This is a genomic window from Fibrobacter sp. UWB5 (genome assembly GCF_002210295.1).
Lineage (GTDB): Bacteria > Fibrobacterota > Fibrobacteria > Fibrobacterales > Fibrobacteraceae > Fibrobacter.
In genome coordinates this window covers 644,490-661,555 of record NZ_MWQH01000001.1, presented here as the reverse complement: position 1 = coordinate 661,555, position 17,066 = coordinate 644,490, and the positions used below count along the sequence as shown (strand labels likewise).

Genomic DNA, 17,066 nt, shown 5'->3' with positions numbered 1-17,066 from the left:
CATTTGGATTGATTGTTTGAGTTCAAATTTAGTAAAAAATGCCTAGGCGTTCAACCCACCATCGACACCAAGAATCTGGCCGGTGATGTAGCAGGCGTCGTCAGATGCCAAAAATGCGACTGCATTGGCCACATCTTCGGGTTTTCCGATACGTCCGAGCGGAATCTGGGCAGCATACTTTTCCTTGGTAGCGTCGTCCATGGCAGCAGTCATGTCGGTACCGATAAAGCCCGGGGCAATGGCGTTCACAGTGATACCGCGAGAAGCAAATTCCATGGCGTTAGAACGGGTCATACCGATAATGCCAGCCTTGGCAGCGGCATAGTTAGCCTGACCGGCCTGGCCGTGCAGGGCGTTAATGCTCGAAATGTTCACGATACGGCCGGTACGCTTGCCCATCATGGTGCGAGCGACAGCGCGGGTGCAAAGGAACACGGAACGGAGGTTCGTGGCGATCACGGCGTCGAAGTCTTCGTCCTTCATGCGCATCAGGAGACCGTCGCGGGTAATACCGGCGTTGTTCACCAGAATGTCGACCGTGCCCATGTCAGCAATGATCTGCTTGAACACGTTCTGCACCGTTTCGGAGTCGGCCACGTTGCAAGCATAGCTCTTGACCTGCACCCCAAGTTCGGCGGAAAGTTTGGCGGCCAAATCTTCCTTGACCGAGGTGGAAAGGATGGCGACGTCAGCGCCTTCGCTGGCGAGCTTAGTTGCAATGGCGAGACCGATACCGCGAGAAGCGCCGGTCACGATTGCCTTTTTACCAGTAAGTTTACCCATAGTAGTTACCTGTGGTTTGTAGTTAAAATTATCCCTTGAGAGCCTGGAAAGCTTCGATCGTTTCGACCGGAGTGACCTTCACATCGCGGCTAATCTTGCGCATCAGGCCCATGAGCACCTTGCCGGAACCCACTTCGACACCCTGCGTCACGCCCAAGGACATAGCCTTGTTCATGCAGTCGTTCCAACGGACCGGAGATACCAGTTGCTTCACCAAAAGTTCGGCAAGTTCGGCACCCTTCGTGACCGGTTCAGCAATCACGTTGGCAATGACCGGCTTTTCGACATCGTTAAACTTGGTCTTTGCAATAGCTTCGGCAAGGCCTGCCTGTGCAAACTGCATGAGCGGGCTGTGGAAGGCGCCAGACACGGCGAGCGGAATGGCCTTGATACCGGCGGCACCGCAGTTTTCAACGAGCTTGTTCACGCCAGCGACCGCACCGGACACCACGATCTGGCCCGGGCAGTTGATGTTGGCCGGAACCACGGTACCGACATCCTTCACGGCTTCGCAAAGTTCAAGAATCTTGGCTTCATCCTGACCCATGATGGCGGCCATCGCACCCGGATTCTTGGAACCGGCGCTGGCCATGAGTTCGCCACGGGTGCGCACCAGGCGGAGACCTTCTTCGAAGCTGAAACCGCCGGCAGCGTAGATGGCGGAGTATTCACCGAGGGAATGCCCTGCCACGTAGTCAAAAGCAAAACCTTCGGACTTGAGGAGTTCCATCACCATGGCAGACACGGTAAAGAGAGCCGGCTGCGTGTTGTCGGTGCTCTTCAAAACATCTTCCGGACCTTCGGCCATGAGCTTGGAAAGCGAGAAACCGAGAATTTCATCGGCCTGTTGCATGAGCTTCTTGGCCGGTTCAAAAGTAGAAGCGAGCGTCTGGCCCATGCCCACATACTGAGCACCCTGGCCGGGGAAAAGAAGAATCGTCTTAGACATTATATATATACCTCTGCGGCTAGACCGCATTTTTTGTTTCGCGCTACAATTTAGAAAATAAGGGCAGGCGTCATCGGACCGCCTGCCCCTGTATACAAGAAATTGTAAATGAAAGAGTTTTGACGTATTTTCGTAAGAACACGTTCTAGCGGGTAATTGTCACCAGTTTGTGCTGACGGAAGCTGCCGGCGGAGTAGTTCACGATGTACGCACCAGCGGGGATTGATTCCACATTCCACTGCAATGCATGGCTGCCGGCGGATTCACGGCCCGGTGCATAACGTTTCTGGACCTTGCCCTTCACAGACACCAGCGAAATATTCACGTTCTGTTCCGTGGGGAGCGTGTAGTTCACATCCAGGGTCACACCGTTGTTCACGACAGCCAGGCGGGCATCGCCGATTTTCGCAATTTCGACAATCGCTTCCTTCGTGGAGTCGGCCTTGGTGGTATCTTTCTTGGACGTGTCTGCAATGGCAGTAGATTTTTCCGGAGAAAGAAGTACGTTTGTCACAAGGAACGAAGCATTGCCGTATATAGTAGTTTCTGTAGCGGTATACTTTGCCCAATCAGAAGTCAAAGAATCGTCCAATGAACCACCCATAAGAGCACCGACCGGCGGCCTGTAATTATAAGTCACAGGAAGTTCCTCGTGCCTCTCGTAATCATAACCATTCCAACCTTCCGGATTAGAGGTGCGGTGATGGGGATGCGCCTCGTTCTTGTCACCTACGCCCATCATAAAGCAGATATCCCACTGGTTCATGCCCAGGATATAGTTCATCTTGTTTATAGCAAGCTGACGTACCTTAGCATGATTCCAAACTAAAGTATCCCCAAGCGTCTTCTTGGTTTCAATATCTTTGGCAACTTCAGCGTAAGTCAGCATATTGATAATGTTGCCAGAATCATATTGATTCGTGCCCCATGAGAAGATTACCGTAACAAACCATGGAGTCGGATAATGCAAATCACGTCCGCCAAGAAGACTTATTGCATTTTCCCCTCCACTTGCACCATCCGCAACACCTCTAGCCATCGAATAGACCACCCTCTGGATATAATCCAGACGGACAGAATCCTGAATGCCAAATTTTTCAGCCGTAGACTTGTCGGCCAAAAGCAACTTGTAGAAGGCATACAACGTTATCGCAAATCGATTATCATAATCCGAAGGCCAGCCACCTGCATAAAAACCTCTTGCAGAGCCCAACCAACCTGCAGAGAAATACTCAAAACCATACTTGGCATTTTTGTTGTCATTAATCGTCTTATCTTCAGCAGCATCGTTCAGGTAATCCATCTTCTTCGTTTTTTCGTAAGTCGCATAATGGAGGGCAATAGCCGCCATCGCAAGAACATCAACATAATTCGATGGATTGCTGCAGGGATAAAGGCTACCGACACAAACTTCCCCTTCACCATAGTGAGCCTTGGCATAGTCGTACAGTTTGATGGCGACATTCAAGCAACTATCTGCGAAAGTTTTATCATACGTTGCATATTGCACGCTCAACAGGGCTAAGCCAGCAGCAACCTGGGCAGACATACCAGGGCCAATACCATGCAGAACCGATCTAGGGCGCAACTGTTTCACAGATTCCATACTGTCCGCACGATTCCAATAATTATGATCCTCAGCATCGCCAATGTTTACAATCATATCCTTGATATCGCCCTTGGCATATTCATAGGAACGCAGGTAAAATTCTGCACCGTGGCGAGCTTCGCGCAACATGTCCGGAATGCCGTCTGTCTTTACGATTTCGTTGTGGTTGAAGGCGTAATGGTCTTCGTCACGTTCCGGATGAACAGCAGAAAGCACAGAAAGCACAAAAAAGGTATAGCCCATCGTCGGAGCCATCTTCAAAAAGTCACCTGCATCGTACCAACCACCAGGAATGGTGTCGTGCACATGGCTCGGCCCATGGGACCAGGACTCCGAATCGCCACTGCGTTCACCGCCAAAGAACTTGAGGTTCGCATCGCGAACCATGGAATAGACCTTGTCGCTCACAATAAAGGTCGAAGAATATTCCTTACCCACCTTGATGCGGAGGCGTTTGTCCGTGGGGAGGGCAGCCAGCTCGGCAAGTTTGCCTGCGCACAGTTTGGTTTTTGGAGTGACCCTTTCCACCGTGTAACGCTCTTGAATAGAATTGACATACGCCTTCACTGTTCTATTAGATTGAGCATAATCCCCAGTAGCCGTGAACTTGCCTCCCGCGGCAACTTCTTCACCATCCAAGTCCACAACGGAATAGGTCGCCGATTCACATTCATACGAAACGTAATAAAACAGTTTTTCAGGGTCGTCCGGCAAGTAACCGGCCTGGTTCACGCGGATATTGCTGACACTGAGGCTCAAGGCATCGATGTAAGCCTGGTTCAAGGTGTCTGCGATGTAGGCGTTGGCCTTGAAATCTGCGGGCTTGGAACCGGACTTCGGCGTACCGACTACAGTATCCTTTTCGTTTACGTTAAAAAGGGCAAAGTCATAGACCGTTCCGCCATTTTCAACGATGGCCGTACTCCATTCCATCGGGTAAACCGGACGAATCAGGTCAAACGGGGTGTCAGCAGCAAACGCGCCAACCGCTATAAACGGAATAAGGGATGCTAAACGCATAATTTCTCCTCTCTTTTGTTCTCTGTAATACAATATAATAAGAATTGCAAGCGCTTTGGAAAACCGTAAAAGGAGATCTCCCCGTTCCGAGGATTGTGGGCACATAAGCAATAAATTGCAAGTGCCCACTAACCCGCTCTTCGGCCGGGAAGACATTCTAGCGTGTAATCTTCACCAGTTTGTGCTGGTGGAAGCTGCCGGCGGTGTAATTCACGATGTAGGCGCCTGCGGGGATTGCCTCTACATTCCACTGCAAGGCGTGGCTACCGGCGGTCTGACGGCCCGGAGCATACTGTCTCTGGACTTTGCCCTTCACCGACACCAGCGTGATTTTCACGTTCTGCTCGGTGGGGAGCGTGTAGTTCACATCAAGCGTCACACCGTTGTTCACGACAGCCAGGCGGGCTTCGCCAATTTTCGCAATTTCGACAATCGCTTCCTTCGTGGAGTCGGCCTTGGTGGTATCTTTCTTGGACGTGTCTGCAGCAGATTTTTCCGGAGAAAGAAGCACGTTTGCCGCAAGGAAGGTGGCATTAACGTCTATGGCCGTTTCTATTGAACCATACTTATTCCAGTCAGAAAGCAGAGTATCGCTCATCGACCCACCCAAGAGAGCGCCGACCGGCGGTCTGTAGCTATAACCCACAGGACGTTCCGCCATATTCTCCTTATCAAACCTATTCCAACCTTCCGGGTTTGCCGTACGGTTGTGGGCATGCGCATCGTTCTTGTCGCCCACACCCACCATAAAAGACATATCCCATTGGTTAGCACCCAGAATGTAATTCATCTTGTTTATGGCAAGCTGACGAATCTCATCAGATTTTGCAACTTCTGCATACGCAAGCATATTTAATATCAAACCAGATTCATAACGAACAGGGGCGTAATTAAAAAACGGCTTTACATACCATGGCGTAGCGTAATAAAAATTTTCAACTTGACGATGATCAACCGGTCCAAAATGTAGAGTCACAGAATTATCACCATCACTCCCAGCATCATTATACACATTTTTTGCAAGAGCATCCTTTAATCTGCTCGTATAGTCAATGCGTAAGGAATCCTGAATTCCATATTTAGCAGCTGTTTCCTTATCTGCCAAAAGCAACTTGTAAAAGGCATACGACGTAATCGCATAGCGTTCATCGTAAGTTGAAGTCCAACCCGCCGAAGAAAAACCAGAAGGTTTGCCAAGCCAACCACCCGCAAAACCCGACTCATATTTATGATTTTGAGAATTGTCGGATATTTTTTTGTCTTCGGCAGCATCATTCAGGTAATCCATCTTCTTTGATTTTTCGTAAGTCGCATAATGAAGCGCAATGGCCGCCATCGCAAGAACATCAACATATTTCGATGGATTGCTGCAGGAATAAAAAGCTTGGTAACAAACTTCCTCTTCACCAAAGTGTTCCTTGGCATAGGCATACAGTTTTTCAGCCACTTTAAGGCAACTATCTGCGAAAGGTTTATCATACGTTGCATAACTCACGCTCAATAGGGCAAGGCCAGCCGCAACCTGAGCAGACATGCCTGGGCCAATGCCATGTATAACCGGTCTTGGAGGCACCGGGTCAATCGATTCCATACTATCCGCACGAGTCCAATAAATATGATCAGTTTCATCACCAATGTTTACGATCATATCCTTGATTTCGCCCTTGGCGTACTCATAAGAACGCAGGTAAAATTCTGCACCATGGCGCGCTTCGCGCAGCATGTCCGGAATGCCGTCCGTCTTTACGATTTCGTTGTGGTTGAAGGCGTAATGGTCTTCGTCGCGTTCCGGGTGAACTGTCGAAAGCACCGAAAGCATCATAAAGGCATAACCCATGGTCGGCGCCTCCTTCAAGAAATCGCCAGCATCATACCAACCGCCGGTAATGGTGTCGTGCACATGGCTCGGTCCGTGGAACCAGGACTCCGAATCGCCACTGCGCTGGACGCCAAAGAACTTGAGGTTCGCGTCGCGCACCATGGAATAGACCTTGTCGCTCACAATAAAGGTCGAAGAATATTGTTTGCCCACCTTGATGCGAAGGCGTTTGTCCGTGGGGAGGGCCGCCAACTCGGCAAGCTTGCCTGCACACACCTTGGTTCCGGGAGTCGTCTTTTCCACCGTATAACGCTTAAGCAACGAATTAACAAAAGCATTCACCACTCTGATGACTTGGTCAGATGTGCCATTTGCCTTGAATTTGCCACCTTTAGCGACTTCTTCGCCATCCAAGTCCACAACGGAATAGGTAGCCTCTTCGCATTTATCCGAAACATAGTAGAACTGCTTTTCGGGATCATCCGTCAGGTAACCGGCCTGGTTCACGCGGATGTCACTGGGCTGCAAAATCAAGGCATCGAGGTAGGCCTGGTCCACGGTGTCTGCGATGTAGGCGTTTGCCTTGAAATCAGCAGGCTTTGAACCGGACTTCGGCGTACCGACAAAAGTATCTTCTTCGTTTACCTTGAAATTGGCAAAATCGTAGACCGTTCCGCCTTCTTCAACGGCGGCCGTACTCCATTCCATCGGGTAAACCGGACGAAGCAGGTCAAACGGGGTGTCGGCAGCCAAGGACTGGGTTGCACCCAAGGCAACGCCGAAAGCGGCAGCCGTCTTTAAAAACGTAAACTGAGACATACTCTTCTCCTTCATAAAAAGCCTTTTTTAAAGGCAACTTATTCTATGATAATTTAAAAACTTTTGGGTCCAATATGGAGCGAGAACAATTTTTCGTGATTTGTCATACATATAAAAAAAGGAGATGCCAAGGAGATGCCGCATCAAGTGCGGCATGACAATTGGGCGTAAAAAAAAGAACCCCGAGTGATCGGGGTCCCTGAAACCTGGTTTCAATAAGCTAATTATCGAGCTTACTTTGCTTCGGAGGAATCATCCTTGATAGCGAGCAGGCGTTCGTTGACGTTCTTGGACACGCCCTTTTCGGCGTACTTGGCAGCCACTTCCACAGCCTTTTCGATAGCGAGAGCATCGGAACGACCATGAGCGATAATGCCGGTACCGTTCAGGCCGAGCAGCAAGGCGCCACCCGTCATGCGGTAGTCCCACATTTCGTCGAAACGACGACCGTTCGGGGTATCGATGACACCGAACATCTTCTTGTGCAGTTCGTAGAAGCCTTCGAGCATCTTCAGGACAACGTTGCCTGTAAAGCCGGAGGTCACCACCACGTCGGCCACGCCTTCGATCAGCGTTTCGCCTTCGATGTTACCGATAAAGTTCACCGGAGCAGCCTTCAGCAACTGGTGAGCTTCCTGCAGCACAGCCGGGCCCTTGTGTTCTTCTTCGCCCATGTTCAAAAGACCGACCTTCGGGTTTTCGTAACCGAAGTAGGTCTCAGCGAAAGCGGAACCTGCAATGGCGAAATCCACCAGGGTAGCGGCGCGTTCGTCGACGTTAGCACCGGCATCGACCAAGATGATCGGGCGGTCAGCGGTCGGAATCACGCAGCCGATAGGCGGACGGCTGAATTTGTCTGTAGTACGACCAAGAAGCATGAGGCAGCTAGCCATCATGGCGCCAGAGTTACCAGCACTCACGGAGGCATCTACCATGCCCTTCTTCTGCAAGGCAACGCAAGTCACCAAGCCGGAATGGGGCTTCTTCTTGAGGACTTCGACAGGATGTTCGTCCATGGCCACAGGATCCGGTGCATCGACCACGGAAATGCCTTTGCCAGTATAGCCGAGCTTTTCGAGCTTAGCCTTGACCTCGGCCTCCGGTCCGCACAGAACCACATGCAGGTTTTCGTTCTTGTTGACGGCGTTAACCGCACCTTCAATTACTACGTCCGGGGCGAAATCGCCACCGAGAGCATCAAGAGCAACTTTTACCATGGACATCTCCTTACAACAGTAGAACCGTTAATTATTCGGCATCCTTCATGTTGATCACTTCGACACCATTGTAGTAGCCGCAAACCGGGCACACGCGGTGCGGGCGCTTCACGGAACCGCAATGATCGCAGGTAGCCATAGCGGGCACTTCCATCTTCCAGTGGGTGCGGCGCTTGTCACGACGGGCGGTCGAGGTTTTTCTTTTAGGTACTGCCATTTTTAACTCCTATTTTCCATTTTGCTCTTAAGAGCCTTGAGTTTTTCCCAACGGGGGTCCATGGGTTTTTCGCCCGATTCGCCACCGTCGGCTTGATTGTTTGTTACAAAGATAAAATCTTCGTCAGGATTTTTCACGGGTGCGACTGGTTCTTGCAATATAACCAGCTGTCGGACGCACTCGGAAACATCTACGAAGCTCTGCCCCTGGGGAATCTGGTAGGCAAAAACGTCAACATCGTCTTCGTCCAGTTCCTGTTGGGCAACCTGGGTACGCGTCACCTCGATCACGACTTCGGTCGTAAAGGGGCGGTCGAACGGCTCCAGGGTGCGGGAGCAGGTCAGAGTTTGCACTCCGGAGATTGTACCGGTCACAAGGCACTTGCTTTCGCCTTCGGGGCTTACCAACACCTCGGCTACCAGGTCGCCCTTGAGGTGCAGTTCGTCGAAGATTTCGGGGGCATCGGAGCGGGACCAGACCACCCGGCGGTCTTCGGAATCAACAAGTTTTTGTGCGATATCTAATCTCAAAGTGACCCAAATTTAGTAAAAACCGGGGTATAAGTCAATCTATCTTCATGGCAAGGTTCATCAAAGTCGTGAAATTGAGCTTATTGTTCCTTGCAAAAGCCAGGAATTCCTTTTCCTCTTTTGTGACCCGAATCTGAAATTTCAACGGAGATGCAAATTTCGTCTTTCTGCCTGCATTTTCGCGCGCACCGCCATGTCCGAACTTCTTTTCGTAAAGGGCTATGCCCGATTTTTTCAGATATTCTTTTTCCGAGATAATCTTTTCGTCTGCGGCGACATCCGATTCTTTTTTCTTGTATACGAATCCCTCGGAATCTTTCACATAAACATATGACATCTAAACCTCCTTCAATCGCTTTACGGCAAGCTTTATCTTTTCTTTCGGAGTTTTCTGCGCCTTTTTAACAAAGACGACTCCAATTACAATGATCGCTCCTGCCTTGTATTTAAACAAAGACCGTAGTTCATTCGACTTGATTTCAAAAATTTCTTTTTGAAGAGGTCTTACACGAACATATTCTAGCCCCTGTTTTTCAATTGTTTCGTACTCCTTGTCAAGAAGTTCTTTCTGCGATTGCTCCAAGGCTTCAATTTCGGCTGCAGCGGCCGGCAACTTTTCTACAGCGAACTTCATATTAGAATATAGGCAAATGATTTGATTTTGTCAACATATTCAAAAAGTGACTATTACTTTGCGTGTTCATAGTATTCCCTTGGGTTAAAGTTTACACCCCCATTTACTATACACGCTTTTTTTGAACGTCCGAAGATATTTTTTCGAAATATTTTTTCTTTTTTACAAAAAAAACTATCCGGAATTTCCGGATAGTTCAAGTCTTAATTACTTCTTCTTTTTACCCGGTGGAGTGGGCATGAAGGGGCTGCTGGCGGCGGATTTTTCCTTGGTGGCGGCCACCGTTTCTTGACTTACGACCACGGAGTCGCCCACGGAAAGTCCCTTGAGGATCTGGATGTTCACGCCGTCGCTGATGCCTGTCTTGACGGGGCGCGGGGCGGCTTTGCCATCGATGCTCACCCATACGAGATTGCCGCTCGGCTTTTTGCCGTCGGGGCGTTTTTTGAAAGACTTGGGGAAACTGCCGGGAGGCGGGAAGTTGCCCTTTTTAAAGTCGCCTTTCGGGAAATTGCCGGGCATAAAGTCGCCGGAGGTGGAGTCGCCGGATTCGGGGTGCGGCGGACGCATGCCTTGGGGCGGTTCTGCCATCGGGGTACCGTCGGCAGGCGTGAACTTGAGAGCCTTCACCGGTATCGCGATGGCGTCGGTGATTTCTTGAGTCACAATGGTGCAGGTCGCCGTCATGCCCGGGAGCAGTTTCTGGTCCGGGTTTTCGGCGGTAATCACCACGGTGTAAGTCACCACGTTGCTCGTGGTCGTCGGATTCAGGCGGACCTCTTGCACCGAGCCGTTGAAAGTTTCATTTTGGAAGGCGTCTACGGTGAAGGTAACGCGCTGGCCTTGCTTCACCTGACCGATGTCCGCTTCATCTACGGCGGCCATCACCTTCATCTGGCTCAAATCCTTGGCAATTACGAACAAAGTAGGAGTACTCATGGAGGCGGCCACCGTCTGGCCGACTTCTACAGCGCGCTTCAGAACCACACCGTCGATGGGGCTCTTGATGGTCGCATAACTCAAGTTGAGTCGAGCCTGGTTGACTTCGTTCTGGCTGCGTTCAACGGAGAGCTTTGCCGAATTCATGTTGTATTCGGCAGTTTCGAGTTCCACGGCGCTTGCGGAATGGCTTTCGGAAAGTTTCTTGACGCGGTTGTAGGTCGATTCCTTATACTTATAGTCGGTTTCGGCGCTACGGAAGGCAATTTCGGCCTGCGTGAGTGTGGCCTTGAGCTTGGACTTGTCCAGTTCGGCAATAATCTGGCCTTTTTTGACCTTGGAATTGAAGTCGACATTGATTTTCGCGATGTCGCCCGACACCTGGGTACCGACTTCCACCTGGTCGACGGGTTCCAGTGTACCGGTTGCCGAAATGGTGGTCGAAATCGTGGTCTGCACCACCTTGGTGCTTACGAGCGGGCCTGCGGCATCGCTCGCCTTCTCGGAAAAAAAGAACATCTTGACGCCATAAGCGATAGCACCAAGAATCACGAGGAGGATGAGGATTTTCAAAAGCTTTTTCATAGATGCGACCTAAAAATAGAAAGTCTTACCCGTTTTTCGAATAATTAGATGCGTATGCACCGCAAAAGGTTGCATTATTTTATATTTTCTTTCGTCTCTCGTCTGTAGGACCAGAGGTCCGTTCTTTCGTCTAGATTATGACTCGCATTGCAAAAAAAGATGACAGCGCAGAGGTCCGCCGCGTTACGTGGGTGGGGCTCGGCTGGAACGTCGCCTTGTCGGTTGGCAAGTTTTTTGCGGGTTATTTTGGCGGGTCACAGGCACTTATCGCCGACGCCATTCACAGTGCGTCTGATTTTACCACGGACATTGCAATTATTGTCGGGTCGCGGTTCTGGAATTCGCCGCCCGATGCGGAGCACCCGTATGGGCACAGGCGATTCGAGACGCTGATTTCGGTCGGAATCGGGCTTGCGGTTTGCGCCGTGGGGCTCGGGCTCGGTTACAATGCGGTGGTAGCGCTCACGAACGGCGAGCAGTCGCACCCCGAATGGATTGCGGCGATTATGGCGGCGGTTTCGATTATCGTGAAAGAGGTGCTTTTCCGCTACACGCGGGCGAAGGGTCGCGCCATCCGCAGCGAAGCCGTCGAAGCAAACGCTTGGCACCACCGGAGCGACGCCTACAGTTCCATACCGGTCTTGATTGCAGTCTTGTTCGGGATTCTTTGCCCCACACTCTGGTTTGCAGACTCCGTAGGCGCGATTATCGTTTCCGTTTTCATTCTGCATTCGGGCTTTGAAATTGCATGGCCGGGAATCCACCGCGTGGCTGACGAAGGCGCCAGCGCCGAAGTGGCCCAAAAGTTAAAGGATGTCGCACTCGCCTGCCCGAATGTGATTAGCATTCACGGGTTCCGCACGCGTTACGTAGGCAGCGATTTGCACGTGGATTTGCATGTGGTCGTTCCCGCCGACATGACACTCCTTGCCGCACATGATTTAGCCGAAGAAGTGGAACGCCGTATTATTGACGCGGGTGAAAATGTAGTCGATGCGCTTGTGCACATCGACCCGTACGATCCTAAGAAAGTATAATCCATACTGTCTTCCCGGATATTGCACATGTCATGCCGGGCTTGACCCGGCATCTCCTCTAGTTGTTTGAAAAAACGCTTGCATTTTTACTGCAAGCGCTTTGGAAAGCCGTAAAGGGAGATCCCGCATCTACGTGCGGGAAGACAATTAGGAAGCATCCGGGAAGACAATCGGGGCTATTTCTTCAGCAGGAAGCCGGCGACGCTCTTTTCGCGGACGAAGGTTTTCTGCGCGGCCGCTTGTACGTCGGCGGCAGAGACCTTATTGAGTTCGTCCGCCCAGTTGAGGAAAATGCGGTAGTCGCCGTACATTTCGTACCAGGCAAGCATCGTCGCCACGTTTTCCATATCGGTCAGGCTGCGCACCAGGCCGGCGTAGGCGTGGTTCTTCACCTTCTGGAAATCGCGTTCGCTCACCGTTTCGGTCTTCAAGCGTTCCAGTTCTTCCCACACGATTTTTTCAACCTTCGCGGGGTCGGCATCTGGGCGCAAGTTCACCGTCACGCCGAATTCAGACACATACTTGTTTGGCGAATTCGAAGCCTTCACGCTCACGGCAAGCTTTTCTTCTTGAATCAGGCGCCTGTAAAGTCTGCCGGAGCGGCCATTCAAAACGCCCTCGGCAATATCCAGCGGGTACAGAATCTGGTCGCCCACGGCAGGCGTCGTAAACACCAGCGAATACAGGTTCGGCGCATCGGGGCGTTTTACCGTCAGGCGCTTTTCGCCGGCCTGCTCGGGGTCGCGAATCGTCAGCGGAGGGAACGCCTCGCCTGTAGGAATCGGGCCAAAGTACTTCTTGACCATTTCCATGGTGGCGGTCGTATCGATGTCGCCCGCCAGCACCAAAATCGCATTGCGCGGCTTGTAATACTTGCGGTAATGTTCATCGGCCATTTCGCGCGTCAAGTTCATGATGTCGCTTGGCCAGCCAATGGTCGGCACGCGGTACGGGAACGCCTCGTAAATCATGGAATTCAGCGTTTCGTAGTAGCGGCCTGTGGGCTTGTCGTCGTAGCGCATGCGGCGTTCTTCGCGCACGACCATGCGTTCCGAATAGAATTCGCGCAGCACGGCGTTCTGCATGCGGTCGGCTTCCAGCCACATGAACAGTTCAATTTTATTCTTCGGGAGCGTCACGATGTAGGCGGTCATGAGGTCGCTGGTGAAAGCGTTCAAGCCCGTACCGCCCGCGGCCTGGTAAGCGCTCCAAAGTTCGTCCTTCACAAAAATCTTGCGGTGTTCGTTCACCACGGAATCGTGTTCGGCGGTGAGCTTTTTCACCTTCGCGGTATCGCCCGCCAAAATTGCCGGACGGATGAGTGCCTGCAAGCTATCTTGTGTGGCCATGAACTTGGCGTCGGCAATGCTGTCGGTAATGCCCACCTTCTTGGTGCCCTTAAAGAGTTCATGTTCCAGAATGTGTGCCAGGCCCGACTTGCCCGGGACTTCGTGCACGGAACCTGTCACGTAGAACAGGCGGCAGCTCACCGTAGGCGCCTGCTTGTTCGGGTGCAAAAGCACCGTAAGGCCGTTCGGCAAGACTTCTTTGTGAACCACCAAGTTCACCTGTGCAAAAGGCTGCGTAAACAAGGCAGCGGCCAGCGCCACACCACACGAAATTTTATTGAGCCAATTCATTACGACTGCTCCCCGCTACTTTTATCTTTAGCGAACTTGACAATTTCTTCTGCGATTTCGTTTGCCTTCTGCGTGTCTTCGTTGTAGATGGCATCGATTTTTTGGCAACCCAGTTCCAGAATGCGGCGGGCCAGCGCAGAATCCTTCTGATTGCGCAAATCGCGAATGGCCAAGTCAATCAGCTTGATGTCGGCCTTTGCCGGGTAGCCCTTCATAAAGTCATAAAAAAGCTTGATTTGTTCGTCGTACTGGGCATCCGTTTCGAGCGCGAGCAAAAACGGAATCACGCGCACGTTCAAAAGCTTGCCCAAGTCGCCCACGAAGGTATTCAACGTGAGCCCCTTCGGGAACAATTCCTCGGTATCGTTCTGCAGGTCTTCGGTATCCATGAATTCGCCCGATTCAATCTGCGTGAGCGCCTCGTTCAAAAAGTCCATCTCTTTTTTGCGGGCCTGTTCGCGGAACCTTGCCTGGTAATAAATCGGGAGCGTCGTGAGGCAAAAGTGAGCCTGCCCCGCGCCAATGAATTCACCGATGTAATAGATGTCGGCGTCTTCGGCGAGAATGTCCTCTTCGCGGGTGAAGTTACCGATCTTTGCCGGAATCGGGATGACTTCCATGCTCGAAAGTTCGTGCAGGCGTTCGCGCATCTGCTCTACATCCATATCGGGCGGGAGTTCCACGCCATCGGCCTGCATCGATTCCAGCATGTCGTTCAGCTTGTCATCGACAGCACGGTCAATCGCCTTCTTGCTAGGTACGCGCGGCGAAAACATGCGGAAATCGCCTTCGAGCGCCAAGAGCCCGTTCTTGATCATGTCATCGAACGGTGTGCCGCTATCGCGTTCGTCGGGGTTCGGCAAAATCTTGGCGTAGGCAATCATGCGCCCGCACAGGTTATCGTCGTTTCCTTTTTTCTGCTCAATACCTAACATACGAGTGTGAATATAGAAAGATGTGCAATGAGAGATGTGCAGTGTGTGATGATAGGTTTTATAAAAAAGGGGCAGGTCTGCCCCTCGTTCACACTTCGTTGTTCACTACCCCATCGAGCGGGGCTCTGACGCCGCCCCGCAACGCCCCACCCTGATGGCCATGCGCACTAAGCACTAAAAGTACTAAGTGCTGTCCGCCGCTACTTCACGCGGATGATTTGCTGGCGGAGTAGGGAGCCGTCGCCGCGCTGCAGCAGGTACATGCCCGGCGCCAGATTTTCAGTGCTTACGCTTGGCCCCACGGATTCGCGAACCAGTTGTCCAGTCAAGGTAAACAGGCGAACGCGAGTTGTCGGAGTGAGCGACTGGCTCGGCGTTGCAAGCCCGCGAATCACAGTCGTTCCATCGGCCTTCACCAACTTGAGTTCCACCTGGTCCAGGTTCGGGCCATCGTTACCGCCTATGGTCGCAAACGTCATGTAGCCCGCGCCCTCGGCGAGTTTCGCCTTGAACGAAAGCGTTTCCCAAGTCGTCCAATTCGTGGTTGCCGCAAAGGACAGTGACTCGGCACTCTTGCAGCCGTCAATGCCGGCGGTGCACACGCCCGGGGCCGCGGCCGCCAGGCTGCGCGCATTACCGCTACCGTTGGCGTAGCGCACCACAACTTCATACTCGCCCGCGACTTCAGCATATACGGGCACTTGAATCATGCTCAAGTCGCCGGCCGCAAAGTTCACGAAGGCACTTCCGTTAAAGCCCGCATTGTTGCTTTCGGCTGCGGCGTTCGTAATGATACCGTCTTCCGCCTGGAACACGGTCGTTCCCTTGGCAATAAAACTCGGAATGAGTTCGATATCGCCCGCTGCGACGATTTCAACCGCAGCCTTGCTCGCATCAATCTGGCTTGCGCTCTTGCCGCTCCAGCCCGCGAATTCCCAGCCCGCATTCGGGACTGCGGTAAAGGTCGCCGTCTTGCCCTCGGCCACCTTGTCGCCCGAAAGGTTTGTCGTCACCTTGCCGCCGATTGCATCGCCAAGCGTTACTTTGTAGTAAGTCGCATTCGCATCGAGCGTCGTGACTTCGTTGGAATACGCGCCGAGACCGCCCATGCTGTTTGCTGCACGCACCGTAATCTTGGAGCCCGTGGCAACGCCTTCAAGCGAAAAACTCGGAGCGACTACATTCGCCTTGTACTTGCCGTTTACAAACACCACCCAAGCGCGGGCGTTATTGTCGTCGGCCCAGACAATTTCGGCGCCTTCCTGCGCGATTTTCGGAGCAGAAACCTGCGCCGTCAACTTGGTCGGATCCCAGTTGTCGCTACCCTTGAGCACGTTCGAAAGCGTGTACTTGGCGGCATCGTTTGCGTCCCATACCGTCTTGAGCGTGGCGGTAGAACCGTCTTTACTGCCGTCAAAGTAAGTGCGGCGCTTGCTTGTGTTTACGGGGTTCCCGTTGCCGTCCTTGCTGTTGTACTCGCCAAAGACTTTGGGCGCCGAATTCATATTCTTCTGCCAGCCTTCAGCCGTCGGCTGCGCAATCATCTTGGTATTCAAGAAAACCGTTCTCGCGGTTCCCCAGGAACGGCCCAAGTAGAATGTTCCGTTGTAGCTATTGTTCGTCACGGTGATTGTCGTGTTGTTGAACACGTAACCCCAATCGGTATTGTTCTGCGAGGCGGTAATGTAGCCACCGCTACGGCGCATCACCAGGTTCGTGCCTTCAAAGAACACATCGCCGTCACCGCAAATAAAGTCGACCGTACCTTCGATCTGTCCGTTTTCCCAGTAGCTGCGGCCCTTCTTGTTGTTGTTCAGTTTGGTGTAATAGGTATCCTGCGTACTCAGGAGCTTTACGTTCTTGTAGACAAGCTTGTCGCCCACGGTCATGAGCGCGTCGTGGCGGCAGGCGCTGCCGCAGTTGGCTTCATTCCCGTAGTTTGCCTTGTTGTAAAGCGTAATGTCTTGCATGTACACGCTGTTTGCGCTCACCTTAAGAGTCGCGGTCACGCTAATGCCTTCGTTAATGGACTTGTTGTAAAGAACCGTCTTGTCGGCGCTCTGGCCCACGAGCGAAGTATTCGACGCCGTGAAAGTCGTCATCTGGTTGCTGTCGCCGGTAAGGCTCCCGATGTTGTATTCGCCGTCTGGGAAAAAGATGACGAAATGGTTCGATTCGCTCGCGCCCGAAGACGCAGCCTTGCTCATGGCCGCCTTGAAGTCGCCATCGACACCGACCACGAAATCGATTTTCTTTTTTTCGACTGCGGAGGCAGAAATTGCGAGCCCAAATGTCGCAAGTAGACAGATTTTTGATGCAATACTATTCAACAT

General features: G+C 52.0%; 14 protein-coding genes. 1 reads left to right on the top strand and 13 read right to left on the bottom strand.

Going from position 1 to position 17,066, the window contains the following annotated elements:
* Positions 1 to 42: 42 nt before the first annotated feature.
* The 10 genes from fabG to B7989_RS02775 all read right to left on the bottom strand — a co-directional run bounded on the left by fabG (position 43) and on the right by B7989_RS02775 (position 11,121).
* The gene (gene fabG / locus B7989_RS02820) at positions 43 to 783 is read right to left on the bottom strand and encodes a 3-oxoacyl-[acyl-carrier-protein] reductase (RefSeq protein WP_088627091.1); all 741 of its coding nucleotides are present in this window, start codon (positions 781 to 783) and stop codon (positions 43 to 45) included.
* Positions 784 to 811: 28 nt separating this feature from the next.
* Positions 812 to 1,732, bottom strand: a complete 921-nt coding sequence (gene fabD / locus B7989_RS02815) for an ACP S-malonyltransferase (protein ID WP_088627090.1) — start codon at positions 1,730 to 1,732, stop codon at positions 812 to 814.
* Between the two features lie 145 nt (positions 1,733 to 1,877).
* Entirely contained in the window at positions 1,878 to 4,361 is a 2,484-nt protein-coding gene (locus B7989_RS02810) for a glycoside hydrolase family 9 protein (protein ID WP_158212853.1), read from the bottom strand.
* 157 nt (positions 4,362 to 4,518) lie between these two features.
* Positions 4,519 to 6,999 (bottom strand): glycoside hydrolase family 9 protein, encoded by a 2,481-nt coding sequence (locus tag B7989_RS02805; RefSeq protein ID WP_158212852.1) that lies wholly within the window; start codon positions 6,997 to 6,999, stop codon positions 4,519 to 4,521.
* A 233-nt stretch (positions 7,000 to 7,232) separates the two neighbouring features.
* Positions 7,233 to 8,216, bottom strand: coding sequence for a phosphate acyltransferase PlsX (gene plsX, locus B7989_RS02800; RefSeq protein WP_088627087.1), 984 nt, complete (start codon positions 8,214 to 8,216; stop codon positions 7,233 to 7,235).
* A gap of 31 nt (positions 8,217 to 8,247) precedes the next feature.
* Complete coding sequence (gene rpmF / locus B7989_RS02795) at positions 8,248 to 8,433, bottom strand: 50S ribosomal protein L32 (RefSeq protein ID WP_073056893.1); 186 nt, start codon at positions 8,431 to 8,433, stop codon at positions 8,248 to 8,250.
* A gap of 2 nt (positions 8,434 to 8,435) precedes the next feature.
* The gene (locus B7989_RS02790; RefSeq protein ID WP_198959540.1) at positions 8,436 to 8,963 is read right to left on the bottom strand and encodes a DUF177 domain-containing protein; all 528 of its coding nucleotides are present in this window, start codon (positions 8,961 to 8,963) and stop codon (positions 8,436 to 8,438) included.
* 34 nt (positions 8,964 to 8,997) lie between these two features.
* On the bottom strand, positions 8,998 to 9,300 hold the full coding sequence (locus tag B7989_RS02785) for a hypothetical protein (protein WP_088627085.1): 303 nt from the start codon (positions 9,298 to 9,300) through the stop codon (positions 8,998 to 9,000).
* Positions 9,301 to 9,597 carry a type II toxin-antitoxin system RelE/ParE family toxin gene (locus B7989_RS02780; protein ID WP_088627084.1) on the bottom strand — a complete coding sequence of 99 codons (297 nt, stop codon included), beginning with the start codon at positions 9,595 to 9,597 and terminating at the stop codon, positions 9,301 to 9,303.
* A 207-nt stretch (positions 9,598 to 9,804) separates the two neighbouring features.
* Complete coding sequence (locus tag B7989_RS02775; RefSeq protein WP_088627083.1) at positions 9,805 to 11,121, bottom strand: efflux RND transporter periplasmic adaptor subunit; 1,317 nt, start codon at positions 11,119 to 11,121, stop codon at positions 9,805 to 9,807.
* Positions 11,122 to 11,258: 137 nt separating this feature from the next.
* Between B7989_RS02775 and B7989_RS02770 the strand changes: the two genes are divergently transcribed.
* Positions 11,259 to 12,158 (top strand): cation diffusion facilitator family transporter, encoded by a 900-nt coding sequence (locus B7989_RS02770; protein ID WP_088627082.1) that lies wholly within the window; start codon positions 11,259 to 11,261, stop codon positions 12,156 to 12,158.
* A gap of 176 nt (positions 12,159 to 12,334) precedes the next feature.
* On the opposite strand, the gene B7989_RS02765 is transcribed toward B7989_RS02770, so the two are convergent.
* The 3 genes from B7989_RS02765 to B7989_RS02755 all read right to left on the bottom strand — a co-directional run bounded on the left by B7989_RS02765 (position 12,335) and on the right by B7989_RS02755 (position 17,066).
* Positions 12,335 to 13,798 (bottom strand): pitrilysin family protein, encoded by a 1,464-nt coding sequence (locus B7989_RS02765; RefSeq protein WP_088627081.1) that lies wholly within the window; start codon positions 13,796 to 13,798, stop codon positions 12,335 to 12,337.
* The gene (locus B7989_RS02760) at positions 13,798 to 14,733 is read right to left on the bottom strand and encodes a hypothetical protein (RefSeq protein WP_088627080.1); all 936 of its coding nucleotides are present in this window, start codon (positions 14,731 to 14,733) and stop codon (positions 13,798 to 13,800) included. The genes B7989_RS02765 and B7989_RS02760 overlap by 1 nt, the downstream gene beginning before the upstream one ends.
* A gap of 200 nt (positions 14,734 to 14,933) precedes the next feature.
* Positions 14,934 to 17,066 carry a pectinesterase family protein gene (locus B7989_RS02755; protein WP_088627079.1) on the bottom strand — a complete coding sequence of 711 codons (2,133 nt, stop codon included), beginning with the start codon at positions 17,064 to 17,066 and terminating at the stop codon, positions 14,934 to 14,936.

Coding starts and splice junctions, on each gene's coding strand:
- fabG (WP_088627091.1), bottom strand. CDS start 783: ATGGGTAAACTTACTGGTAAAAAGGCAATCGTGACCGGCGCTTCTCGC.
- fabD (WP_088627090.1), bottom strand. CDS start 1,732: ATGTCTAAGACGATTCTTCTTTTCCCCGGCCAGGGTGCTCAGTATGTG.
- B7989_RS02810 (WP_158212853.1), bottom strand. CDS start 4,361: ATGCGTTTAGCATCCCTTATTCCGTTTATAGCGGTTGGCGCGTTTGCT.
- B7989_RS02805 (WP_158212852.1), bottom strand. CDS start 6,999: ATGTCTCAGTTTACGTTTTTAAAGACGGCTGCCGCTTTCGGCGTTGCC.
- plsX (WP_088627087.1), bottom strand. CDS start 8,216: ATGGTAAAAGTTGCTCTTGATGCTCTCGGTGGCGATTTCGCCCCGGAC.
- rpmF (WP_073056893.1), bottom strand. CDS start 8,433: ATGGCAGTACCTAAAAGAAAAACCTCGACCGCCCGTCGTGACAAGCGC.
- B7989_RS02785 (WP_088627085.1), bottom strand. CDS start 9,300: ATGTCATATGTTTATGTGAAAGATTCCGAGGGATTCGTATACAAGAAA.
- B7989_RS02780 (WP_088627084.1), bottom strand. CDS start 9,597: ATGAAGTTCGCTGTAGAAAAGTTGCCGGCCGCTGCAGCCGAAATTGAA.
- B7989_RS02775 (WP_088627083.1), bottom strand. CDS start 11,121: ATGAAAAAGCTTTTGAAAATCCTCATCCTCCTCGTGATTCTTGGTGCT.
- B7989_RS02770 (WP_088627082.1), top strand. CDS start 11,259: ATGACTCGCATTGCAAAAAAAGATGACAGCGCAGAGGTCCGCCGCGTT.
- B7989_RS02765 (WP_088627081.1), bottom strand. CDS start 13,798: ATGAATTGGCTCAATAAAATTTCGTGTGGTGTGGCGCTGGCCGCTGCC.
- B7989_RS02760 (WP_088627080.1), bottom strand. CDS start 14,733: ATGTTAGGTATTGAGCAGAAAAAAGGAAACGACGATAACCTGTGCGGG.
- B7989_RS02755 (WP_088627079.1), bottom strand. CDS start 17,066: ATGTTGAATAGTATTGCATCAAAAATCTGTCTACTTGCGACATTTGGG.